General features: G+C 60.1%; 22 protein-coding genes, 2 tRNA genes and 1 riboswitch. Of the genes, 17 read left to right on the forward strand and 7 right to left on the reverse strand.

Going from position 1 to position 23639, the window contains the following annotated elements:
- Window positions 1-141: 141 nt before the first annotated feature.
- The gene (locus ABD997_RS02730; protein WP_345315487.1) at window positions 142-1503 is read right to left on the reverse strand and encodes a DEAD/DEAH box helicase; all 1362 of its coding nucleotides are present in this window, start codon (window positions 1501-1503) and stop codon (window positions 142-144) included.
- A 339-nt stretch (window positions 1504-1842) separates the two neighbouring features.
- Here ABD997_RS02730 and ABD997_RS02735 point away from each other — a divergent pair, with 339 nt between their 5' ends.
- The 14 genes from ABD997_RS02735 (at window position 1843) to ABD997_RS02800 (ending at window position 13817) form a co-directional block, all read left to right on the forward strand.
- Complete coding sequence (locus ABD997_RS02735) at window positions 1843-2337, forward strand: PaaI family thioesterase (RefSeq protein WP_345315488.1); 495 nt, start codon at window positions 1843-1845, stop codon at window positions 2335-2337.
- A gap of 1 nt (window position 2338) precedes the next feature.
- Window positions 2339-2770 carry a PaaI family thioesterase gene (locus ABD997_RS02740; protein ID WP_345315489.1) on the forward strand — a complete coding sequence of 144 codons (432 nt, stop codon included), beginning with the start codon at window positions 2339-2341 and terminating at the stop codon, window positions 2768-2770.
- Between the two features lie 9 nt (window positions 2771-2779).
- Entirely contained in the window at window positions 2780-3169 is a 390-nt protein-coding gene (locus ABD997_RS02745) for a YcfL family putative periplasmic lipoprotein (RefSeq protein WP_345315490.1), read from the forward strand.
- 105 nt (window positions 3170-3274) lie between these two features.
- The gene (locus ABD997_RS02750; protein WP_345315491.1) at window positions 3275-3643 is read left to right on the forward strand and encodes a hypothetical protein; all 369 of its coding nucleotides are present in this window, start codon (window positions 3275-3277) and stop codon (window positions 3641-3643) included.
- Window positions 3644-3828: 185 nt separating this feature from the next.
- Complete coding sequence (locus tag ABD997_RS02755) at window positions 3829-3987, forward strand: hypothetical protein (RefSeq protein WP_345315492.1); 159 nt, start codon at window positions 3829-3831, stop codon at window positions 3985-3987.
- 97 nt (window positions 3988-4084) lie between these two features.
- A riboswitch (TPP riboswitch) is annotated at window positions 4085-4193 on the forward strand.
- Window positions 4194-4242: 49 nt separating this feature from the next.
- Window positions 4243-6375, forward strand: a complete 2133-nt coding sequence (locus ABD997_RS02760) for a TonB-dependent receptor (RefSeq protein ID WP_345315493.1) — start codon at window positions 4243-4245, stop codon at window positions 6373-6375.
- Window positions 6376-6384: 9 nt separating this feature from the next.
- Window positions 6385-6645 (forward strand): hypothetical protein, encoded by a 261-nt coding sequence (locus tag ABD997_RS02765; protein WP_345315494.1) that lies wholly within the window; start codon window positions 6385-6387, stop codon window positions 6643-6645.
- Window positions 6629-7270 (forward strand): nicotinamide riboside transporter PnuC, encoded by a 642-nt coding sequence (pnuC, locus tag ABD997_RS02770; RefSeq protein WP_345315495.1) that lies wholly within the window; start codon window positions 6629-6631, stop codon window positions 7268-7270. Before ABD997_RS02765 ends, pnuC begins: the two co-directional genes overlap by 17 nt.
- Entirely contained in the window at window positions 7263-8117 is an 855-nt protein-coding gene (locus ABD997_RS02775) for a phosphotransferase (protein ID WP_345315496.1), read from the forward strand. Before pnuC ends, ABD997_RS02775 begins: the two co-directional genes overlap by 8 nt.
- A 27-nt stretch (window positions 8118-8144) precedes the next feature.
- A complete protein-coding gene (locus ABD997_RS02780) occupies window positions 8145-8981 on the forward strand; it encodes a DUF6279 family lipoprotein (protein ID WP_345315497.1) in 837 nt (278 codons plus the stop codon).
- A 119-nt stretch (window positions 8982-9100) separates the two neighbouring features.
- A complete protein-coding gene (locus ABD997_RS02785; RefSeq protein ID WP_345315498.1) occupies window positions 9101-9697 on the forward strand; it encodes an HvfX family Cu-binding RiPP maturation protein in 597 nt (198 codons plus the stop codon).
- A 21-nt stretch (window positions 9698-9718) separates the two neighbouring features.
- On the forward strand, window positions 9719-10186 hold the full coding sequence (locus ABD997_RS02790) for a methylated-DNA--[protein]-cysteine S-methyltransferase (protein ID WP_345315499.1): 468 nt from the start codon (window positions 9719-9721) through the stop codon (window positions 10184-10186).
- Between the two features lie 49 nt (window positions 10187-10235).
- Window positions 10236-10784: an NAD(P)H nitroreductase gene (locus ABD997_RS02795; RefSeq protein WP_345315500.1), complete on the forward strand. Its 549-nt coding sequence runs from the start codon at window positions 10236-10238 to the stop codon at window positions 10782-10784.
- A 135-nt stretch (window positions 10785-10919) separates the two neighbouring features.
- Window positions 10920-13817 (forward strand): DUF748 domain-containing protein, encoded by a 2898-nt coding sequence (locus tag ABD997_RS02800; protein WP_345315501.1) that lies wholly within the window; start codon window positions 10920-10922, stop codon window positions 13815-13817.
- Window positions 13818-13931: 114 nt separating this feature from the next.
- On the opposite strand, the gene ABD997_RS02805 is transcribed toward ABD997_RS02800, so the two are convergent.
- From ABD997_RS02805 to ABD997_RS02825, 5 genes are all read right to left on the reverse strand, one after another.
- Window positions 13932-14008: transfer RNA gene (locus tag ABD997_RS02805), tRNA-Pro, on the reverse strand.
- 69 nt (window positions 14009-14077) lie between these two features.
- A complete protein-coding gene (locus ABD997_RS02810; protein ID WP_345315502.1) occupies window positions 14078-14446 on the reverse strand; it encodes a hypothetical protein in 369 nt (122 codons plus the stop codon).
- Window positions 14447-14843: 397 nt separating this feature from the next.
- Window positions 14844-14920, reverse strand: a tRNA-Pro gene (locus ABD997_RS02815).
- Between the two features lie 84 nt (window positions 14921-15004).
- A complete protein-coding gene (locus ABD997_RS02820; protein ID WP_345315503.1) occupies window positions 15005-16798 on the reverse strand; it encodes a DUF3413 domain-containing protein in 1794 nt (597 codons plus the stop codon).
- Between the two features lie 78 nt (window positions 16799-16876).
- Window positions 16877-17098 (reverse strand): YejL family protein, encoded by a 222-nt coding sequence (locus ABD997_RS02825; RefSeq protein ID WP_345315504.1) that lies wholly within the window; start codon window positions 17096-17098, stop codon window positions 16877-16879.
- A gap of 74 nt (window positions 17099-17172) precedes the next feature.
- On the opposite strand from ABD997_RS02825, the gene yejK reads away from it, so the two are divergent.
- The 3 genes from yejK (at window position 17173) to ABD997_RS02840 (ending at window position 20338) form a co-directional block, all read left to right on the forward strand.
- Entirely contained in the window at window positions 17173-18216 is a 1044-nt protein-coding gene (yejK, locus tag ABD997_RS02830) for a nucleoid-associated protein YejK (RefSeq protein WP_345315505.1), read from the forward strand.
- Between the two features lie 55 nt (window positions 18217-18271).
- Window positions 18272-18841, forward strand: a complete 570-nt coding sequence (locus tag ABD997_RS02835) for a cysteine hydrolase family protein (protein ID WP_345315506.1) — start codon at window positions 18272-18274, stop codon at window positions 18839-18841.
- Between the two features lie 147 nt (window positions 18842-18988).
- On the forward strand, window positions 18989-20338 hold the full coding sequence (locus tag ABD997_RS02840; protein ID WP_345315507.1) for a YjiH family protein: 1350 nt from the start codon (window positions 18989-18991) through the stop codon (window positions 20336-20338).
- Between the two features lie 372 nt (window positions 20339-20710).
- On the opposite strand, the gene ABD997_RS02845 is transcribed toward ABD997_RS02840, so the two are convergent.
- Entirely contained in the window at window positions 20711-23548 is a 2838-nt protein-coding gene (locus tag ABD997_RS02845; RefSeq protein ID WP_345315508.1) for a TonB-dependent receptor, read from the reverse strand.
- Between the last annotated feature and the right edge of the window lie 91 nt (window positions 23549-23639).

Consider the following 23639-nt stretch of genomic DNA (forward strand, 5'->3'; position numbering starts at 1 on the left):
CGCTAATTTAGCACTGGCTAAATTAGGACTCAATGGGAGTTATCTCCGGCTGGGGGGCGGCTCACAGTTTGGGTGCAGGAGTGTGGCAGGGGCGGGGGAGAGAAAAAACACCGCAGCCTCGGGGGCTACGGTGTCAGTCGGTCAGCTGTTGCTGGGCTTGCGGTTGCCCGACGGCCGGCGTCGACGGCGTCCGGGTTGCCCATCGGCACGACCGGCGCCCTGGCCGCGGCGCTCACTGTTTCGGTGCTGCTGGTCTGCACCGTGATCACGGACGCCGCGTTGACCATCCTGATGTTCGGAGTCGGCCCTGGGCTTCTTCGGCTTCTTGGGTTTGCGGGGAGCCCTGATCGGCTTGGACTCCGGCAGCGGGTGGGCCATCGGGTAGGTCTCGACCGCAACCCGATCCAGATGGCGCTGGATCAGCTGTTCGATCTTAACCAGCAGCTCATGCTCATCGGCACACACCAGGGAGATCGCCTTGCCCGTGGCACCGGCCCGGCCGGTACGTCCGATACGGTGGACATAGTCCTCCGCCACCTGGGGCAGTTCATAGTTGACCACCTGGGGCAGCTGGTCGATATCCAGGCCACGGGCCGCAATATCGGTGGCCACAAGGACGCGGATGCTGCCGTCTTTGAAGTTGGCCAGCGCCTTGGTCCGGGCCCCCTGGCTCTTGTTGCCATGGATGGCGGCGGCGCTGATCCCCCCCTCGTCGAGGTAGCGGGTCAGCCGGTTGGCACCGTGCTTGGTCTTGGTGAATACCAGGACCTGCTGCCACTGGTTGTCGATGATGAGATCCGTCAGCAGCTTCGGCTTCTGTTTCTTGTCCACCGGGTGCAGCCACTGCTCGACGGTGTTGGCGGTGGCGTTTCGCGGCGTTACGGAGATCTCAACCGGGTCGTTTACCAGCCCTTTTGCCAGGGCGCGGATCTCATCTGAGAAGGTGGCGGAGAAAAGCAGGTTTTGTCGCTGCTTAGGCAAGAAAGCCAGGATCTTCTTGATGTCGCGGATAAAGCCCATATCGAGCATGCGGTCCGCTTCATCCAGGATCAGCACTTCAAGCTGATCAAAGCGGACGGCGTTTTGCTGGTAGAGATCCAGCAGTCGGCCCGGGGTGGCCACCAGGACGTCGACGCCGTTGCGCAGGGTCTGCATCTGGGGGTTGATCTTGACTCCACCGAAGACCACGGCGCTGCGCAGCGGCAGGTTCTTGCCGTAGACCACGACGCTTTCGCCCACTTGGGCGGCCAACTCCCGGGTCGGAGTCAGCACCAGCGCGCGGGCCTGGTTATGGCGTGGCCTTGGGCCATCGGCGAGGCGCTGAAGCAGCGGCAGGGTAAAGCCCGCGGTTTTACCGGTGCCGGTCTGTGCCGCTGCCATCACGTCCTTGCCCGCCAGGACAGCAGGGATCGCCTGGGCCTGGATCGGGGAGGGGGTGTCGTAACCTTTCTCGGCCACGGCGGACAGGATGGGGGCGGACAGGCCCAGCTGATTAAAGTGCATAGAGGGTCTCATCTGATGAACGGCGACAGGCCGTTAACGGGGGGCGCAGCGTACCCTATCGACCCGGGCAGTGCAAACCAGGAGGCGGCTGGTCAGGCCCGACGAGGGTATAGATCTCGGCTTCAGAAGGAGAGAGCGGGCGTGACGGTCGCTTAAGAATGGTCCGCCCTTCACTCATTAGGCGATTAAACTCACTGTCCGTGTGGAGTTTTCTCTACAGGGCGATCGTTGGCGGGCGGATGAGGCTGGCCAGAGAAAGGCGTACAATTTTGCCGCCCCGGCATTCGACATCGAGACTGCTCAGTGAACCGGGGCCTCAGAGGCTGGATGTGAACAATAATGAAACCTGATAATCGAGACTTTTTTCCGTTAACCGCCTTCGCCAAACGGTTCGTTGATCAACTGGCTCAGTGCCGTGAACTCGGGGTGAATACCCTGGAAGCCAGTGAGCATCATGTGTTGCTTGAGTTGCCCTATAACCCCCAGGTGATCGGTTACCCCGACAGCGGGGTGATCCACGGTGGTGTGATCACCACCCTGATGGATACTGCTTGCGGCGCGGCGGTGATCACCGCCATTTACCACCAAAGTGGTGAAGTGGAGCTCAGCCCGACGCTGGACCTTCGGGTTGATTACATGAAATCCGCGACCCCTGAAAAGCCGGTATTCGGTTTTGCCGAGTGCTTTAAGCTGAGTTCCAGCGTGGCTTTCGTTCGTGCTATCGCCTACCAGGATTCCATGGATGCCCCCTTGGCGCAGGCGGTTGGGTCCTTTATGCGGATCGGATCAGAACTGATGACCGACGAGTTTCGTCGCGTGATGGAGGGAAACTGAGATGAGCGTAGCCAATGAAGTGGCCGCCGCCGCGGCCCGTAACGATTATGCCGGTGTCCTGGCCCGGGTTCCCTATGCCCAGTTCATCGGGATGGAGTGCGAACGTTTCGGCGATGAACTGGTGTTTCGCCTGCCACCCAAGAAGAGCAATTTAGGTAATCCGATGTTGCCGGCACTGCATGGGGGGGTGATCTCCGGTTTCATGGAGATGGCGGCCAGTGTTCAGTTGATGGTGATGATGCAGGTTACGCGGGTTCCCAGGATCGTCGATTTCTCCGTGGATTATCTGCGGGCAGGGTACGCTCGGGAAGCCTATTGTGAATGTAAGATCACCCGGCAGGGGCGGCGGGTTGCCAACGTGAGCATCAGTGCCTGGCAGACCAACCGCAAGCAACCTATCGCCACCGCCCGGGCCCATTTTCTGCTCGATTAGGGGGTTCCCATGAAACGGGGTATCACTTTACTTTGCGTCCTGACGCTTTGTGGCTGCTCGGCGATGACCGCCGGGATCGCGGCTCGGTCCGATGAGCCCAACCTGAGGGTGGACTCCACCTCAGTAGCGCGGCAGGTCAGCATTGAGCAGGTGCGTAAGCGCCGGCTCAATGATCGTCTGCAGGGCTCGGCACTGCTGGTTTCCCGCATCACCCGGGACAGCTACCTGCAATACAAATTTACCTTCTTCGACCGGGAGGGCCTGGTGGTGGAGGGGGAGAGCAGCAGCTGGCGCCCCGTCAACCTGCACGGGGGGGAACAGCGCCAGGTCACGGCGACCGCGCTGCGACCGGAAGCGGTGGAGTTTGAGATCGCCTTGCGAAGAGTGACGGACGAATAGGCTTTACTCCAGGGTGGCCCCTTTCGGGGCGGCGGCCAGCCGTGGTTGCCAACGGCGTTCCCTATACTGTTTTGGAGATGGGATCGCCCTTGCGCGGAGGCCGTGATGAAGCTCAAAACGGTGTGTCTGGTGTTGTTGTGCACCCTGCTGCTGACCCATTGCCGAATGCTGCGCCGGACGACGGAGGTGTCGAGGGAGCAAAGGTTTGAGATGCCGAAGTCGGGGATTGTCTATTACGTGGTGGTGCCCATGGAACAACTCCCACTACTGGGGTGTGAGGCGCATGCCATGGGGTGCGCGATGGGGATCGGTACCAACAGGGTTACCCTGTATATCGGGGATGGTGGGTGGCCGGATGAGACCAAACATTGGGCGGAACACGAATTCAACCACGTTGTGTACGGTCCGCTGCACACCCGAAGAAGCGAAAGGGCGGCTGGTACGGTGAACGCGCTCGAGGACACATGTCATTAGCGACGGATGATGCCGCGACAGGGACGCCAACAAAAAGCTTGACCTCTCAGCGAAGGAGAGTGGTAAGGATTGTGATCGGGATCGGCGTACGTCCGTACAATTTACGTACAATGCGTCGCCAGTAACGGCCTTCATGGATGCACGTTTCGCTTGGCCGATCCCCATTTCCCGTTTGGAGTCCGACAATGACTGACCTGATGTTTGAAATCTATCCGGCCCTGTTTTCCACCCCCGTGATGCACACCGTAGTGACCGGTATGTTGACGGTCGGTTTGGCGTTTTGGCTGATGCTGGCCATCGACTATGTGCGGCTGGAAAAATCCGAGAAACTTTGGAAGCGTTAATGCCCGGCGGGCGTTGAAATCGGCTCGGAAACGGGGCCACTCCTCTTGGGAGTGGCCCCGTTTTTTGTGGACTCGCTCACGGATATGGGTATACTCGAACGCTGCCACGGGGTGTCATTGCTTACCGCAAAATGACTGAGATCCAAAGGAAACCCGTTGAACCTGATCCGGATCGTACCGGCGTAGGGATGGCCAAACCTGCCTATCGCTGCCCGTCCGATCGCATGATTCTCACTTAGGAAGAGATTGAGCACAGTGCGTCGACATGTCTTATCCCTGGCCACCCTGGCCACGTTGCCCGTGATGGCCGAAGCGCCCATCGAAACCCTTACCGTGACCGCAGACTTGCGCCAAAGCGCGTTGGAGCGTCTGCCCACCTCCGCCACCGTCCTCTCGGTCGATGAACTCAAAGATGAGGGAGCGGAACACCTGGAGCAGGCCTTGGGGCGCATTGCCAACCTCAACTGGTCCGGCGGCAGCTCCCGTCCCCGTTATTTCCAGATCCGCGGTGTCGGTGAGCAGGAGGAGTATCGCGGGGCCCCCAACAGCTCAGTTGGTTTTATTGTCGATAATATCGATCTTTCCGGTATTGGCATGGCCGCGAGCCTCTACGACATTGCTCAGCTCGAAGTGCTGCGCGGCCCCCAGGGGACACGCTACGGGGCCAATGCCTTGGCGGGATTGATCTACGTAAAAAGCCAGGACCCGACCGAGCTGTTTGAAGCCGGTACTGAGCTGAGTTTTGGCGAGGATAACCAGCAGACTTATGCCGGCTATGTTTCCGGCGCCGCGGACGAGGACGCCCGCTGGCTCTACCGCTTCTCGGTCCAGCAGCATAGCCAGGATGGTTTTCGTGACAACCTCTACCTGGGCCGAAGCGATACTAACCAGCGTGATGAGTTGACCCTCAGGGCGAAATGGCGCTGGCAGCCCAGTGAGCAGTTCCAGGCGGATCTCGCCTTTTTGCATGCGAACCTAGATAACGGTTACGACGTTTGGACGCTGGATAACAACGGCTTCGATACCCTGACCGATGAGCCCGGTGTGGACAGTCAGCGCACCAATGGCGCCTCGCTGGATCTGCAGTGGGCGATCAACGACCGGGTCAGCCTGCAGTCGATCACCAGCTGGGCCAACACCCACGGGCGCCATGCTTACGATGGCGACTGGGCCAACGATGAATACTGGCAGGGGCGGGAGTGTCCGCTGTACGATGAAAACTGGAATGTCATCGGCACCGGCCCCTGCGAATACAGCTACTTCTGGGATAAAAGCGCCAAGCGCGATACCCTCACCCAGGAGTTGAGGCTGGCCTCTGCAGACGCGGGCCGGATCTTTGCCGACACCACGGATTGGCTGGTGGGGATCTACTTCAACGAGCTTCAGGAGGGGAATGATCTGGATAGCCGCTACAACGGTTGGCCAGACCAGGTGCTCAAGAGCGATTACCGGGCTAAGAACCTGGCACTCTTTGGCCAGTTGGACCTCAACAAGGGGCGCTGGGATGCTTCCGCGGGTCTGCGCCTTGAGCGTCGGCAGTCGGACTACCGTGACGATGCTGGTGAGGCGTTCAGCCCCGATGAGAACATGTGGGGTGGCCACCTTTCCCTGGGTTACCAGCTCAGCGACAGTCAGCACGGCTACCTGCGCCTCGCGCGGGGCTACAAGGCGGGGGGATTCAACATGGGGTTGCCTGAGGTGCTCAAACCCCATGCCCAGTTCGATACTGAGACTCTCTATAACCTTGAGCTTGGGTTGCGCGGCCGCTGGCTGGAGGGACGGCTGCGATCCGACCTGGCGCTGTTCTACATGGACCGCCGGGATCAGCAGGTGGAGGCTTCGTTGCAGGACCCGGATAACCCGCAGCGTTTCTTCCTCTACACCAACAATGCCGGCAGCAGTGACAGTTATGGCCTGGAGTGGGAGCTGAACTATCAACTCAGTACGGTCTTGGAGCTCTACGGCAGCCTGGGCCTGCTCAAAGCCCGTTACAAAAGCTACCGGGTGACCGAAGCGGATGGCAGTGAAACCGATCTCTCCGGCCGTGAGCTGGCCCATGCCCCCAACTTCCAGTATGCGCTCGGGGCGACCTACCGAGGCGAACAGGGGCTTTTTGCTAACCTCAACCTCAATGGCAAAGACGCCTTTTACTACTCAGACAGCAACGACTCCCGCTCCGACGCTTACGCCACGGTCAACGCCAAGATAGGCTACGAAGCAACCCGGTGGGCACTCTACCTTTGGGGGCGCAACCTCACGGATGAACGCTACGGGGTGCGGGGGTTCTATTTCGGCAACGAGCCGGATCTGGACTGGGCCCCCAAGCAGTACGTTCGCTACGGCGATCCGCGCCAGTTGGGGATCACCTTCAACTACGACTTCTATTAAGGAAACGCGATGCAACTCTCTGTTGAAATTAGCCTCTACCCTTTGCAGGACAACTACCTCTCGATCATCAAGTGGTTTATCGGCCGACTGGATCAGTACCCGGATATCCAACGGATCACTAATGGGATGAGCACCCAGATCGGCGGCGACTACGATACCGTGATGGCACTGCTGGCCACCGAGATGAAAGCATCCCATGAGAATTGGGGGCGTGGCGTGTTCGTCTGTAAATTCATACCCGGCGGCGTGAATCTTGACCACAGTGAGTGAGTTTCTTTCTGGAGTGTGGGCCGATGCCCACGCTCTCACCGGCTGGGAAGCGCTGGCGGTGGCGTTGGCGGTGGCTTACCTGCTGCTGGCCATGCGCCAAAGCCAGTGGTGCTGGGCCTGCGCGGCGCTCAGCACACTCATATTCACCGGGCTGTTCTGGCATGTCTCCCTGTTGATGGAGTCCCTGCTTAACCTGTTCTACCTGGTGATGGCCGCTTACGGTTATTGGCAGTGGCGCAGCGGTGGGGAGAATGGGAACGGTGTTGCCTTGGTGCGTTGGTCCTGGCGGCGCCATGCAGTGGTGATCAGTGCCACCGCAGGATTGGCCTTGCTGATGGGGTACCTGATGGATACCCATACCCATGCGGATTTGGCCTACCTGGACGCGATGACAACCTGCTTCGCCGTGGTGACCACCTTCATGGTGGTGCGCAAGGTGGTGGAGAACTGGCTTTATTGGATCGTCATCAATAGCGCCTCCATCTACCTCTATCTCAGTAAAGGCCTGGCATTGAGCAGCGGCCTCTACCTGCTCTACGTGGTTCTGGCATGGATAGGGTATCAACAATGGCGCCAGCAGTTTAGGCTGCAGCCGTGCCCCTCTTTGGCGAAGCGCAGTGCCTGATAGTGAGCCTGAAGACGCGTTGCTGTTTCACTGTCTCCGACAGGCGGGCTGGGATCCTGCCCAGTGCCGACTGGTGCCGATCCCCGGTGCGACCGTTAACCGGCTTTTCCGGGTGCACCGCCGCGGCGGTGACGGGGTGCTGCGCCTGCATGGGCAGGTGAGCAACTTTTCTGTCTCCCGGCCGCAGGAGGCTCGGGCCTGGCGGGCGGCCGCAGGCATTGAACGCGCTCCGGCATTGATCCACTGGGCACCGAATCACCGTTTCTGTTTAAGTGCCTACGCGAAAGCTGCCCCCTCCATGATTCAGACGGAGCCCTTGGTGGCGCTGCTGGTGGATCTGCACCGACTTCCAGTCAAGCTGCCAGAGATAAGGCCTGAGGAGAGGATCGAACGGTACCTGGCGGGGCGCCAGCCGAGGGAACTTCGCCTCTTCCTTCCTCTCATACCGGTATGGAGCCTGGCGTTGCAGCGCAGTGCGCTGCCGCACAGTTTCTGCCATCATGATCTGCACCGGGGTAACCTGCGACAGAGTGAGAGTGGGCACCTGGTGGCGCTGGATTTCGAGTACGCTGGGCTCGGCCACCCATTGATAGACCTTGTCGGCGCCGGTCACTGTGTGCCGGACTCTGATGTGCTGTGGCGCGGTTATCTGGATCGACGCGGCGTGCGAGCCGATGACCGGGAGCGCCAGGCTTGGCGTGCGGCCCATGGGTTGAGTGCGATGATGACCCTGGCCTGGCTGGTGAGGATCCACGCGGGGGAGCTGCCCGATAGCCCCGAACGACTGGCGCCGTGCTGGCGTCCTTGGTGGAGTTGGGCGATGGGCGTCTTACGGGACTTGGCGTAAGACAAGGTTGGTTGAGCGGGAGGTATGATGCGACGGTTCATCTGGATTGGTCTCATGGTGCTGGCGTTAAGCGCTTGCTCCACCCGTATGCTCTACAACTGGCTCGATTGGCTCATCCCCTGGGAGGTCTCCGATTACGTTACCCTGACCCCCGCCCAGGAGCGCCAGCTCGACAGCCTGGTGGCTAAGGCGTTGGCGTGGCACAAAGCGGAGGAGCTGCCCCGATACGTGGATCACCTTGAGTCCCTCAATGGGGAGGTGGCTCGCCCCATGACCGCGGAGCAGGTCCGCGCCCACTTCGACCGCAGCCATGCCCACTGGGATCGTCTTTTCACGGAACTGATCCCGATGATGGTGCCCTTCATTCAGTCCTTCTCCGATGCCCAGGTTAATGAGCTGCTCGCTGAGGCGCGTAAGCAGGAGCGGGAGCGACGTGAAGAGTACGCTTCGCTGACCGAAGAGGAGCGGGTTGAAAAGGCCAACGAGCGGATCGAAAAATCGATCAGAAAGCAGATCGGGCCGCTGACATCGGAGCAAAAAGCGATCATCGACAGGTACAACCGGGACCGAAATCAGACCCTGGAGCAGTGGCTGGCGTACCGGAATATCTGGTTGGCCCAGCTTCGGGACGCCCTGTTGATGCGGGCCGATACCGAGCAACTGACGGCGGCACTCCATCGGTTGCTGGTCTCTCCCGATACGCTCAAATCAGAACAGTACCTGACGCTTATCGAGGAGAACCGGCAGAGTTTTGCCCTGGGTATGGCCCGGATCCAGCAAAGTATGACCTCCAGACAGAGACAAAAGCTCCACACGGCGTTGGGCAAGCTGCAATCCGACTTTGATGCCCTGGCTAAGGGGTAGGAGCCTCAAGCGACGGTTCTCCATAAGGTTGAAAGGGGAGGAGGCGACCGCCGGTCCTCCTTGGCATCGTTCGACAAGGGCGTCCTAAGGGCCCCAAGGTGATAGGTAAAGGAGCTTTCATGTTGACCGAAGCGATCGCCCTGTTTCAACGAATTTACCGTGCCACGACGGTGGTGGAGGGGGTCGCACCGCTGCTAATGCGCCTCTATCTGGCGCCTGTCTTTCTGCAGGCGGGTTGGACCAAGTGGCAGAGTTTTGATGATACCGTGGCCTGGTTTGGCAATCCCGATTGGGGCTTAGGCCTGCCTTTTCCTTTGCTGATGGCCTCCCTGGCGGTGGCCTCCGAGTTGATCGGCGGGGCATTGCTGTTGCTGGGTTTGGCCACCCGCCTCGTGTGCATTCCCCTGATGATTACCATGGCGGTGGCTGCCTGGACGGTCCATTGGCAGCATGGCTGGCTGGCGATCGCCGACAGCAGCTCCTGGCTGGCCAATGACCGGGTGCTGGCGGCCTCGGAAAAATTGGAGCGTGCACGCGCCATCTTGACCGAGCATGGCAACTACGAATGGTTGACCAGCTCTGGCAACCTTGTGATCCTCAACAACGGGATTGAGTTTGCTGCTACCTACTTCATCATGCTGGTGGCGCTCTATTTTCTCGGCGGTGGGCGCTATACCAGCCTCGATCACTGGTTACTGTCACGCTTATCCCACTGACCGAAACCGAGGTTACTGTTCATGTTTTACCGTCAAATTGATTCGCCCCTTGGCCGCCTGCTGCTTGCGGGTGACCGACAGGGGCTTCGCTACCTTGGGCTTCAGGAGGGCGCACAGCCGGTTGAGATCAGAGAGGATTGGGAGAGGCAGGAGCGTGCCTTCGAGGATGTGGTAGCCCAACTCGGCGAGTACTTTGCGGGCCAGCGGTATTGCTTTAGCCTGTCTCTTGTCCCGGAGGGCACCCCGTTTCAGCGTGAGGTTTGGCGGGCCCTGGCTACGATCCCCTACGGAGCGACCCGCAGCTATGGTGAGATCGCTCGGCAGATAGGCCGCCCCCGGGCAGTGCGGGCCCTCGGCGCAGCCAACGGGCGTAATCCACTACCTGTCCTTTTGCCCTGCCATCGGGTTATCGGTGCAAAGGGTCAATTGACCGGCTACTCAGGTGGCTTGGAGATAAAGACGCAGCTGTTGGCTCTGGAGCAGCGTTGATCGCCGCTTTAGACTGAGTCAAAATATAAAAAACAAGGAAATCAGATAAATGGATATTGAGCAGTTCCTTCTCTCCCGCCACTCCAATCCCCGTTTGACCCAGCCAGGGCCCAGTTCAGAGCAGCTGGAACTCCTATTCCAGGCCGGGTTGCGCGCTCCGGATCACGCCAATCTCAAACCCTACGAATTTGTGGTGGCAGAAGGGCGCGGCCTCGAGCGCCTGGGTGAGATTTTCTTCGCCGCCGCCCGGGAAGATGGGGCCGAGGGAGAGGCCCTTGCCCGGGCAAAGCTGCTGCCGACCCGGGCTCCCATGGTGATCACCGTAATTGCCCGCTGCAAGCCTCACCCTAAGGTACCCGCCATCGAGCAGCACCTTGCGGCGGGGAGCGCGCTGCTGATGATGCAGCAGATGGCACAAGCGATGGGGTTGGGGGGGATCTGGCGAACCGGGTCCTACGCCCGCCACTCCAGAGTGTGTGAGGCGCTCGGGGTTCACGGAGAGGATGAGATTGTCGGCTTTCTCTACCTGGGCACGCCAATCAAGGCGGTGACACCCCAGCGTCAGATAGACAGCAGCGCGTACGTCCGTTTCCTCTGACCGAATAGAAGCGGACCCTCTGCAGAACAGCCGGAATAGGGGCGGGGCTCGTTAATTTTTTCCGTGCTTTACCCCACAAAGTGCAGGTTTAGTGGTTACGCTTTTTACTTCTTAGGTTTGAGGGAACAGGCTGCAATGACCCCCATTTTATCGCGCCGCTGGATTCGTAACTCTCTCATCGTTATCGGTGTTTTCATTCTCTACCTGTTGCTGGCGGGCTTGGCCCTGCCGGCATTACTGCAATCCCAGGCACCCAAGTGGGTGGCAAAGACGCTGGATGGGGAGTTACGACTGGGCGAGGTGCGATTCCATCCTCTTCGCTGGGTGCTCACCCTGGAGCAGCTGAGCCTGCTTCAGTCCGGCGAAGTGATGGCCGGGGCTGAGCGGGCGATGGTGGATCTGGATCCCTGGCGCTCCCTCTTTGCCTGGGAAGGGCGGTTTCATGACGTGGAGGTGGATGGCCCGGTATTCCATTATCGGGAGTACAACGATGGCAGCTCCAATGTGGTCCGCCTCTTGGCGCCCCTGCCGGCCGCCGATGCGGAGCAAGGTGGGGAGTCCGATGAGGGGATGGGGGCACCGGCTCTGAGGTTTCGCGAGATCGCGATACGAAATGGGGAGTTGGCCTATCACGTCGAGGAGCAGGTGGTGCTGGACTTCGACGATCTTTCTCTCGACTCGCGCGATCTCTACCTGGCGGGGGAGGACAACCGCATACAGTTGGCTCTCACCGGTCCCGGCGGTGGACGATTGACGCTGGATCTCTCCGCCAGTTTCCATCCCCTGGCGCTGCAAAGCCAGATTGATCTAAAGCAAGCGCACTTGACCCGCTATTGGCCCCTGTTGGCTTCTCAGTTTGCGTTTGACCTCACGGACGGAAAGCTGGATTTCAGCACCGAGCTGCGCATGCGTGCTGAGGCGGATGCGCCGCTTCAACTGGCGCTCCAGGGTAGCCAGATCCGGTTTACCGATCTGGCCCTGAACCATGATCGCCAGCCCCTGCTGGCTCTGGCACAACTGAGCCTGTCACCGGTGGATCTTTCCCTTGAAGGGCGCACCCTGAAGGTGGGCAAGGTGGCTCTGGGGCCGGGTAGGGCGGATCTCACCCTCAACAACGGCCAACTGGACTGGGTGGGCATTTTTACCCCTCGCGGAAACGATGGGGCCACCCAGGTTGACGAGGCGGTGCCCAGTGAACCCTGGCAGTGGCGCGTCGACCAGATTAGCGCCGAGGAGTTTCAGTGGCAGCTGACAGACACCACCCTGACGTCGCCAGTGATCTGGCATCTGCATCTGAGCGAACTCACCGCAGGACCCGTGAGTCAGGATCTGAGTCAACCTCTGCCTCTGAGCCTGGAAGCCGTGCTGGCCGAACAGACCCGCTTCTCCCTGAGCGGCGAGCTGGTGCCCGAGACGCTCACCGCCCAGTTGGAGCTGGCATTAAGGGATTTTGACCTGATGGATGCCAAGCCCTATTGGCAGGACCATGTGCCTGTCGCGCTGGAGCAGGGTCTGATCAGTACCTCAGGCAGCCTTGTCCTTAATCAGCTCACGCCGCTGGATCTCACCTATGAAGGGAACTTTCAGTTCAATGAACTCCGCGTGGATGATCCCACAGCCGATGACGCACTCTTTCAATGGCAGCAGCTGCTGGCTGAGCCACTCAGGCTGACGACAGAGCCGATGGCGCTCAGTATCGAGCGGATCCTGATCAGCGAACCCTTCGCCCGGGTGATCATCAACGAAGATGGCACGACCAACCTTGGCAGCGCAGCCACCGGGCCACAGGACTCTTTGCAGGCAAATGCAAGCCCCCAGGGCGAGGAGGGCACCATCCCGGCGATCTCGGAAGCGCCAGAGGTGGAGGCGGCTCAGGGGCTGCCACTGGCGCTGGAGATCGGGGTGATCGAGATAGAACAGGGGACGGCGTTTTTTGCTGACAACACCCTCATTCCGAAATTCGCCACGGATATCGAGCAGCTGTCAGGCGAGGTCCAAGGGCTGAGTTCGGCACCGGAGGCCATTGCACGGGTCGATATCCGGGGCCAGGTGGATCAATATGCGCCGGTCAGCCTGCGGGGCGAGCTGCAGCCTCTGGCTGCCGCGCCCTATCTGGATTTGGCCCTCAATTTCGATAATGTGGAGCTGACCTCGCTCAACCCCTATTCGGGCACTTACGCCGGCTATTTTATTGATCAGGGCCAGATGGACCTGGCGTTGAAGTACCGGCTGGAGGGCACTCAGCTCGAGGGGAACAACAAGGTGGTGCTGGACCAGCTCAAGCTGGGTCAGCGCAGTGACTCCGAACAGGCGACCAGTTTACCGGTGTCCCTGGCCGTGGCGCTGCTCAAGGACAGCAATGGGGTGATCGATCTGGAGCTTGGGATCAGTGGTGATCTGGAGGATCCGGACTTCTCCATCGGCGCCCTGGTGTTCCAGGCCTTGGGGAACGTTATTACAAAGATAGTCACCTCCCCCTTTACCCTGCTGGGGAACCTGTTGGGGACGGACCCGCCGGATAACAAGGTCACCTTTGCCGCCGGTTCGGTGGAAATTGCGCCGGAACAAAAGCAAAACATGGCGCAGATCAGCCAAGCCCTGGCCCAGCGTCCCGGACTCACGGTCAGTATTCTCGGCGGAGTAGGGCCCAGCGATGAAGCCGCGCTGCGGCACCAGGCCCTGGAGCAGTGGCTGGGCGGTGAACTGGGCGCAGTCGATAACCTGGGCGATCCACAGAGGGCACTGCTGGCCCGTCGTTACGATGAACAGTTTGGCGAGGGGAAGTCAGAGCGTCTGATGGCACAGATAGCGGACCCCCAAACCCAGCTGGCGACCCTATACCAGGCGCTACTGGGTCAGGTGACAGTGCCGCAAGACGCCCTGGCAACCCTGGCGGTTAACCGGGCCGCGGCGGTGAAAGAGGCCCTGACCCAGGAGTTTGGTCTCTCTGCCGAGCGGGTGTTTCTCCGTGAGAGTCGTGTCGAGCTGGCACGCGGTGGCGCACAGGCGACGCTGGAACTGGGGGCGGATTGAGCCCCGGGCGTTGATAGGCTTGATCAATGAGTAGGCATAAAAAACCTCCGCTTAAGCGGAGGTTTTTTGCTTCAGCGCGTGGGGTACGCATGAATGGCTGAAGCTGAATCGATATGGTCGGCCAGAGAGGATTTGAACCTCCGACCCCCGACACCCCATGACGGTGCGCTACCAAGCTGCGCTACTGGCCGACAACGGAGCCCATTCTATGCAGAACCGCCTGACATGCAACTCTTTTTGGCCAGAAGATCTCTGACTGACTAGGCATTAACCAAAATGGCGCTATTGCGTTCGGGTTGCGCTTTTCTGGCCCGCTTCACCGCACAGCGACAGAGTCCCTTGTCCAGCGCAGGGCAGCCCTTGCAGGGCTTCTCCTTGAGAGGTCGGTCAAAGTCGAGGGCGGTGTCTTGATAGAGCGGGATCACGTTGTCGGACTGGCCCAGGTACTGCGTGGCCCACTGTTTCGCCAGCGCCTTTCGCTGCGCCTTGGTCAGAGAGGGCGCCTGGTCATTCGCCTGGCTCGGGATCTGCTGTGCCAACTCCTTGGCAAGGGACTTAAACAGCTGCTTCAGTGCCTTCTGATGCTGCTTGTCGACCTTGCCGTACTGTTTCTTCTCTGACTTGGACATCTACCACTCCACGCTTACCGGACTTCGGCGCCAAGGCCCAGTCGATTACTGTGACCTATCATAGAGCAGTTTAACCTAAATGAGAATGGATACCATTGCTGTTCCACTTCCGATTGCACGTTGTGTGATCGGAGGCAAATTTGCTGACCGGCAACGCCGCAATGAACAGTGCGAAATCACACGCTAAAGAGATGGTGCCGGGCTGGGTAAGACTGAGTGTGAAAGGTTTGTAGGGGAGGTTACAGAGAGGCTGGGTGTTAAGGTTTGGGAGGCATCCTGCTGTGAGGGTGGCGAGAGGGCAACAAAAAACCTCCGCTTGGCTTGGACAGGGGACTGTCCGGCAAACGGAGGTTTCTGCGCTTCAGCCTGGGATGCGATGGCTGAAGCAGAGTGAATATGGTCGGCCAGAGAGGATTTGAACCTCCGACCCCCGACACCCCATGACGGTGCGCTACCAAGCTGCGCTACTGGCCGACTACGGGGCTCATATTACTGCGCCCCGCGTTAATTGCAAGTCACCGCAGGTTCAACCGTTGGTTCTTTGCGCAAAGGTCGCGATCATTGGCTGCGAAATCGCCGCCCCTCCTCCATCATACCGAGCAGGGTCGGGACATCCAGGCTGACATCCCGCTGCCGTTGATAGGTGGGACCGAAAACCCGGAACTCTCCGGCGTCGTTAATCACCGTCGTCCCCTCATCGTTGCGGATGGCAAAGCTGTGCCCATTCCCCATAACCAGGTAGGGCAGCGCCTGGGGCTGGAACAGACTCTCCCCAAGGCTGTATTGGCGGATAGGGTTGTGACAGTTGAGCAGGTCACTCATTAGGGCCGGCACCAGGCCATAGTGGCTGGTTGGACGATTGAAGCGACGGGCTTTCGCACCGGGCCAGTGGATCACCAGGGGCACCTGGACGGCTGGCTGGGAGTAGTTGTCGTGATTACCGCGCCCCATGTCCGTGGTGAAGACCTTGCCGCGACTGCCGGTGAGGATCACCAGGGTCTGCTCATCGGTCCCGGCCAGCAATCGCGCCAGCTCCTCGTCCAGGAAGGAGAGGGATTGGCGATACTGGTTGTATAGGATCTGCTCAGCGTAGTTGAGCTGGCTCTCTGGGCGGGTCGTGGGGATCCCCAGGTAGCCGACCGGGGTGCTGTAGAGCGCCGGAGAACGGTAGGTCACCAGCCGGAACTGGGGATCCGTGTCGGCAATCATGTCGGCGAGGACCTGGTTGGTGGTCGCGATATCCCGCTCTGCGGCCACATCACTCTCCGGAGGCAGCTTCTGATCAAAACCGCTGAACAGGGCCACCATATGACGGCCACCGCTGAGCTCGTGATCCCCGTACAGGGTCAACCGGTAGCCCGCCTGCTGCAACTGCTGATTGAGAACCGGTGGCTTGAGGTCGGCGCTCAGGGAAGGCTCGTAGCTCGGCAGCATGCTGTAAAGCAGGGTGAAAAGTCCGTAGTGAAACTCGTTGCTGCCGCTGTAATGCTGGCTAAACCACTGATTTTTTTCCCCGTATGCCAGCAACCTGGGCATGGTGGTGTTGTCCACCAGGTCAGCCCGCCACCCGTCGACGACCACCATCAGGATATCGGGACGCTGCTGGGGCCGGCACTGAAGTGGGGCGGTCGGGTAGTTGAGCTGGTGCGTTGGCGCTGCGGTTAACTCCCGCTCGGTAACGCTTTCGTCGTCGAGCAGCCCCTGACGGGCCATGAAGCGCTTGGCCGTGAACGGGTAGTGCAGCGGGAAGATCTCATCCTGAGTCGTGATGGGACGGTATACCGTGGCATCTGCCCAGGCGTGAACCAGGTGGGAAAAGCCGAAACAGCACACCAACACCGTGGTCACTTTACTGCCGATCCGGCGGCGCTGGAAACGTTTCAGACGTTTCCAGAGCCCGTTGGCGATCAGTAACTGCAACGCCATGATGGCGACGGGAACCAGAAGCAGTACCGGATTTTTCAACAGGGCGTTGAGATCATTGGCCGCCAGGTCAAACACGAAAGGGTTGAGGTGGAGCCGGTAGTGCGCGAACACCTGGGTGTCGAACAGCAGCGCGCTCTGGGCCAGGGTCGCGATCGTCGCCCCGTAGCCGCGCAGGATCCGAGAGTAGGGCAGCAGCAGCGTGACAGGGAACAGGGCGATGAGGTAGGTGATAAATCCAAGGAAGGCAAAATGGCCTATCCAGTTGGTTACCATGTAAACCTGGCCCAGCGGAGTGTCTGGCCAACCCTCGGCGACGAGGTAGCGGCTGGCCACCAGCATCGCCAGCAAAATGTTGATAAACGTGAACCAGTGCCCCCAGAGGACCAGAGGAGACACGGGATCTTTACTGATGTCGTTGCTGTTCATTGAAAGGCTTTTGGGCCGAATGGATGCCCCTATCGTAAGGGGTTGAACGCGACTTAGCCAGCCTGTTAGTTCAGCGGCTTAGGCTTTGGTTTCGATGGAGGCGGCCAGGGCCTTGGCAAACTGCTGGGCCAGGGTAGCTCGATGCTCCGGCGCGATCTTGCCATTAATGATGACAGTGGCGGCGTTACCCAGAGCCATCAGTGCCAGATCGGTGTTGGCGTGATGCTTTTCCAACACCCCAAGCAGATCACTCATCAGGGTTTCCACCTGCTCATTGCTGTACTTCGATACGATAGCCATTGTATTTCCTGTGATGTTGAAAATTGGGCGGCATATAATAGCGACTTTTCCCCCTAACCACTATTGCAGAAGCCATGAGTATTAAAATAGAACAAGCCATTATCCATGCGGTACGCCAGGGCCAGGATGGGCAGCTGGAGTGTCGGCTGCGTCCCCAGCCGCTCAACCACTCCGTTGCTCTGGATGACCTGGTGGGTGAGCTGCACCGGCTCTATACCGCCAAGGCGGGTAAAGGTTACGGCCACTTTGGGGTGCCGCTCAATGCCGAGGGCGAGCCGGACGGGGAGGCCAACGAAGCCTTCCTAAACGCCATGACCCGGTGGCACAAGGGGGAGCTGGGCTTCGTGGAGTTTTCCGCCCAGGCTGGGGAGCTGCTGGGCCAGGAGCTCAGCAAGTACGATTTTGCCACCGGCGGCTACCTTCTGCTGGCCTCCTACAGCCACATCGCCACCCAATATCTCTTTGTTGCCTTGCTGGCGCCCAAGCCTTCAGTCAGTGTGTCCGACGAGATGGAGGTGCTGGGGACTGAGCACCTGGACCTGTCCAATATGCAGCTGGCCGCCCGCTTGGATCTGACCGAGTGGCAAGCAGACCCCACTTCGAAAAAGTACCTCTCTTTCGTCAAGGGGCGGGCAGGGCGCAAGGTGGCGGATTTCTTCCTCGATTTCATGGGGTGCGTTGAGGGAGTAGACCCCAAGACACAAAACCGTCAGCTAATGAAAGCGGTCGAAGACTACGTGGGCCAGGAATCCCTGGATAAGCATGAAGCCCAGGAGGCCAGGGAGGCGCTGTTCGACTACTGTAAGTCCCAGCACGATGCGGGCAGCGCCATCGCCATGAAAGATGTGGCCGATGAACTGGCTGACAAGGGTCTGGAGAGCTTCTACCAGTTTACCAGTGAGGGGGACTATGGGTTGGAGGAGACCTTCCCAGGGGACCCCTCGACCCTGCGCCAGTTGAAAAAGTTCAGCGGTACCGGCGGCGGTGTCTCGGTCAGTTTTGATGCGGCCCATTTGGGAGAGCGGGTGGTCTGGGATCCGATTAAGGACACACTGACCATCCAGGGCGTACCGCCTAACTTGCTGGATCAGCTCCAGCGGCGGGCGGGCAAGGCCTGATCCGATCTGCCCACCGAGGTCCGTTCGGCTCCCTGCGGCTTAGTTAGGAGACACTATGAAAACCGCGTTCATCGGTCTGGATTACATCGTCGATATCATGCATCCCTCGGGGAAAATTGCCCGCAGCGCCGAGCACGCGCGCGAGCGGGAGATCATCCCGGTGGCTAACCGCCTGCTGGCACATGCCAAGGCCCAGGGGTGGCTGTCGATCCTGGTCAAGGTGGGGTTTTCTGCCGGCTACCAGGAGCAGCCCAAGGGGTCGCCGATGTTTGGTCGGGCTCACGAGTTTGGGGCGTTGCGACTGGATGGTCCGGGCTGTGCCTTCCATCCTGATCTGGTCGTGCCCGATGGTACGGTCGAGCTGCACAAGCCCAGGGTCAGTGCGTTTTACGGCACGATTCTGGAGCCGCTGCTGCGCGCCAACGGGGTCGAACGGGTGGTGCTGGCCGGTGTCAGCAGTGTCTGGGCGTTGCAAAGCACCGCCCGGGATGCCCATGACCGGGACTACCAGGTGGTGATCGTGGAGGACGCCTGTGCGGCCGCCAACCAGGAGGAGCACCAGGCGTCGATAACGATGCTGGAGACCATCGCCGAGGTGGTCAGCGCCAAACAGCTCGGCGCCTGAGATTTCACCGGTTCTGCGCACGTGCTCCGTGGGCGCCTTGTTGTTGCTCCCGAGCGAAGGTAGGATGTGCCGCTAAGATCTGAGCGGCAATGTCCGCGTCCATGGGTGTCGGCTGGATGCCGGCCACAAACAGAGAGCCTCGATTCGATGCCAGTACACTCCGCCAGTCGAAATGCCTGGGTTTTTTTGCTTCCCTCCCTGTTGGGGATTTTCCTCTTCATGACGCCGGTGCCCTTTGAGGGCAATGTCACCATCCCTATTGCCATCATGGCGAAGTCGCTCCTGGCACACCTTGGGGATCATGCGGTGCCGTTGATCACCGGCTTGGTGGTGCTCTCCGCGCTGTTGACGATCCTGACTAAGCTGTTGCGCCCGGCGTTCGTGATGAAAAGCCCGGTGCTCCAGGGTCTGTTTAACCCCTCCTGGCTCTGGAGCCTGACCCGCATTGCGGGGGCGTTGGCCATGGTGCTGACCTTCACCCAGGTGGGGCCGGCGATCATCCACTCGGAAAATACCGGTGGCCTGGTGCTGAACGACCTGTTGCCGACCCTGTTGTGCGTGTTCCTCTTCGCCGGTTTGCTGCTGCCGCTGCTGATCAATTTCGGCCTGCTGGAGCTGATCGGGGCGCTGCTGACACGCCTGATGCGTCCGCTCTTTAACCTGCCGGGACGGGCAGCGGTGACCAGCTTTGCCTCCTGGCTGGGGGATGGTTCCGTCGGCGTATTGATGACCTCCAAGCAGTATGAGCAGAATCTCTTTACCGAGCGCGAAGCGGCGGTGATCGGCACCACCTTTACGGCGGTATCGGTGACCTTCTCCCTGGTGGTGATCAGCACCGTTGGCCTGGAGGCCTATTTCCTGCCCTTCTACGGCACCGTTTGCCTGGCTGGCCTGGTGGCGGCCATCATCGTACCGCGCCTGCCGCCGCTCTCCCGCAAGGCGGATCGTTTTGCCGATGGCCGGCTGCGTGAGGGGGACGATGAGGTGGTGCCGGCGGGGCAGAGCAGTGTGGGCTACGGCTACCGCATGGCGTTGGCCCGGGCGGACCAGATCAAGGGGGCCAAGGGGGTCGTCAAGGAGGGGGTGATCAACGCCGCGGACATGATTCTGGGTGTCCTGCCGGTGGTGATGGCCATCGGCACCCTGGCTCTGATCATTGCCGAAACCACGCCCCTGTTCCAGTGGCTGGGAGCCCCCTTCGTTCCGCTGCTGGAGTTGTTGCAGATCCCCGACGCCCACCAGGCCAGCACCACAGTGGTGGTGGGTTTTGCCGACATGTTCCTGCCCGCCATCATGGCCGCCAGTATTGACAGCGAGTTGACCCGCTTCGTGATTGCTGCCCTGTCGGTGAGCCAGCTGATCTTTATGTCGGAAACCGGTGCGCTGATGCTTGGCTCCAAGGTGCCTGTTACCCTGTGGGAGCTGTTCCTTATCTTTATCCTGCGCACCCTGGTGGTGCTTCCGGTCATCGCCCTGATGGGGCATTGGCTGTTCTAGCGGTCGAACGTCGCAATCAAACAAAAAACCGGCCCTGGCCGGTTTTTTTGTGGGTTGTCTCCCCACTTTGTGGCGCATTCATAGGTGCCAAGCCAAGCCAAGCCAAGCCAAGCCAAGCCAAGCCAAGCCAAGCCAAGCCAAGCCAAGCCAAGCCAAGCCAAGCCAAGCTACTGACTATAAAACGGCGGATAGTTTCACCCGAGAGAGTGACGAAGTCCGCACAAGCTGGCGCGGGTTTGATGGAGTGGGCGCCGGTTAGGGTTCTCATGCTCAGGGCCGGGTGTTGCACAGTGGCAGCGTCCTTCGTGTTTCTCAGGCACGAAAAAACCGCCCCGAGGGGCGGTTTGCTGATTACCTGGCCAGATGGCGCAATTACATGTCGTAACGCAGGCTCAGGTAGTAGAAGCGGCCGATGTTGTCGTAGGCGGCGCTGCCGGTGCCAGTACCTGTGGTGTTGGCCGGCAGATCCCGGTCAAAGACGTTATCGACACCCAAGTCAATGCTCAGACCCATGTCGAAGGTGTAGCCAAACTGCACATCGGAGACGGCGTAGCTGCCGTACTTCATGATGTTGGAGTAGGGCTTGTCATAGTTTTCGCGGAACTGCTTAGTGTAGAGATCCACGTCAGACAGGTAGCGAGTCTTCCAGTTAACGCCCCAGCCATCGATGGCGTAGCCCAGGTTCAGCAGGCCCTGCCACTTGGACTCACCCACGGTGCCGGCGTACTCCTCGACCTCGTTGTTATCGTCCTGGAAGGGGTACTCGTTACGCTCGATCAGGTAGGTCCCGATCAGGCTGGAGGTGAAGTCACCGCGGCCGATGCCGGTATCGTAACCGATCTCGAAATCCACCCCGGAGGCTTCCTGCTTGGCCACGTTCTGCATGGTCTGAACGATGTTGGTGATCTCAAAGTTGCTGGGATCCCGGGTGATCAGGCCACAGTACTGGTTGTTGATCCCGCTCGGCGAGTCCACACAGCGATCGATGATGTCCTGGGCGCCGATGTAGGCGATGGCATCCTCGATCTCGATGTCCCAGTAGTCGACGGTGAAGCTCAGGCCATCGACATAGCCGGGCTGGTAGACGAAGCCCACGGTGAAGCTGTCGGACTCCTCCGGATCCAGCTCCGGGTTACCGCCGGACAGGCCGGACAGAGTGGCGCTGTCGTAGTCGGAGTCGAAGTCCGCCGGTACACCCAGGGCGGCACAGTTGGCTCCCCGGATGGCGCGCTGCTCTTCGGTCAGATCCGCCAGGTTGGAGGCTTTACAGCTGTCGTCAACGCGGAAGAAGTTCTGGGACTGGGCACCGAACAGCTCGCCGATGTTGGGAGCGCGCAGGGCGGTGGAGAGGGTGGAGCGGAAACGCAGGTCGGAGAACAGGGTCCAGTCCAGGCCCACTTTCCAGCTGGTGGCATCGCCGATGGTGCTGTAGTCGGCGTAGCGTACCGCACCGTCGAGCACCAGCTCATCAAACAGCAGCACGTCGGAGATCAGCGGCAGGGAGAGCTCGGCGTAGATCTCTTTCACATCGAAGTCACCGCTTTCGCTCTGGATGGCGTTGAAGAAGGTGTTGCCTTCAGCGGCGAAGGGATCCTCTTTAGTCGCGCTCTTCTCTTTGCGGTACTCAATACCGAAGGCGCTGCCAGCATACCCGGCGGGCAGCTCAAACAGGGCGCCGTTGGAGACGGAAGCACCGGCGACGTACTGCTCGATGGTGGCCTTACCCACGGTGGTGCGGGTGAAGTAGTCGGCGGCGGCGTCGTTGATGGCGCCGTGGCCAAACAGGCTGGTGGCGATACAGCCTTCCGCCTGGGCATCGGCATCGCGGCAGACGATGTTGCCGTTGCCGTCGTCTACGGCATCGATGGAGTTGTAGAAGTTGTCGATGATCACATCATTGAGGTTGGAGCGGGTCAGATCGGTTTCGCCGTAGAGAGCGTAAGCGTCCAGGTCCCAGTCCTGGGCGATGATTCCCTCGACACCCAGTACGTAGCGCTGGGTTGTCCGTTCGTTCTCCTCGATGCGGGGACCTACATCGCTGAGGAAGCGAGACATCACCAGGTAGGGGGCACCGGCGTCATCCATCAGCTGGCCCAGGTCGTCGCCGATAAAGGCGTTGTCGCGCATCAGGGCGATGCTGCCAAAGAAGAAGGCAGGTTGACCTTCGGTCTTGGCGTTGGTTTCAGACCACTTGGCCTGGAAGTAGCCGTTGAGGTCGTCGGTCAGCTGGTAGTTGACCTTGAAGTTGGCGGTGGTGCGGTCAAACTCTGGCTGCAGCTCTTCCCACTGACGCAGGTTGATGTAGTCACAGGGGCCTTCACACTTGAGGCCGTTGGTGTTGTCACCAAATTCAACGGGACGGGCGTTACCATTCTCATCGAAGGTGTACGGGCGACCCAGGGGATCCCAGACGCCAACCACGCCGGCGTTGGTGATGCCCCAGTAGCCAGCGTTGGGCAGCAGGCTGATTACTGTGTCGGCATCCCGGCCATTGTTGAAGGAGGTCCAGGAAACGGCGGTGCGGTCACGCTCCAGCATCCCCAGGGAGGACTGACGGTTGTGCTCCACGGAGATGGCGGCGTTGCCCTTGTCTCCGTTGAAGTTGCTGCCGTAGGAGAAGGTGTAGCGCTGGTTGTTGTAGTCGCTATCTTCCGCGGTGCCGCCGGTGGCGGAAACGCTCAGGCCGGTGATCTCGCGCTTGAGGCGGAAGTTGACCACACCGGTCACGGCGTCCGCACCGTAGACGGCGGAGGCACCACCAGTGATGATCTCAACGCTCTCCAGCCACTCGGTGGGAATGGTGTTGATATCCACGGCGGCGGAGCCGGGGCTTGAGGCCACGTGGCGCTTGCCATCCACCAGTACCAGGGTACGGGAGGTACCCATGTTGCGCAGATCCAGCATGTTCAGGCCGGCGGTGCCGATGTAGTTGCCGGAGTTGGACAGCGACAGGGTGTTACCCAGTGCGGGCAGCTCGTTGAGCACCTCACCCAGGTTAACTGCGCCAGTCTTGGCGAGGGTTTCTGCGGAGATGACAGTCACCGGTGAGGGCGCGATGGCGCCTTCACGCAAGATGCGGCTGCCGGTCACTTCAACGCGTTCAATGTTGCTGTTGGTTTGCTCTTCTGCCCAGGCCGTGCCGGAAGCACTGGCGACACCGGCAAAGAGTGCCACGTGTATAGCCTGGGATATCCTTTCCTTGGTAAACATAAACCTCTCCTGCATATAGTTTGCAAGTTGATTGTTTTTGGAGTTGTGTTGGGTTGCCTGTCTTTGCGCTCGGGTCAGGGCGCCGGGGCAG

The sequence above is a fragment of the Ferrimonas gelatinilytica genome, from assembly GCF_039544205.1.
In the GTDB taxonomy this organism is placed as follows: domain Bacteria; phylum Pseudomonadota; class Gammaproteobacteria; order Enterobacterales; family Shewanellaceae; genus Ferrimonas; species Ferrimonas gelatinilytica.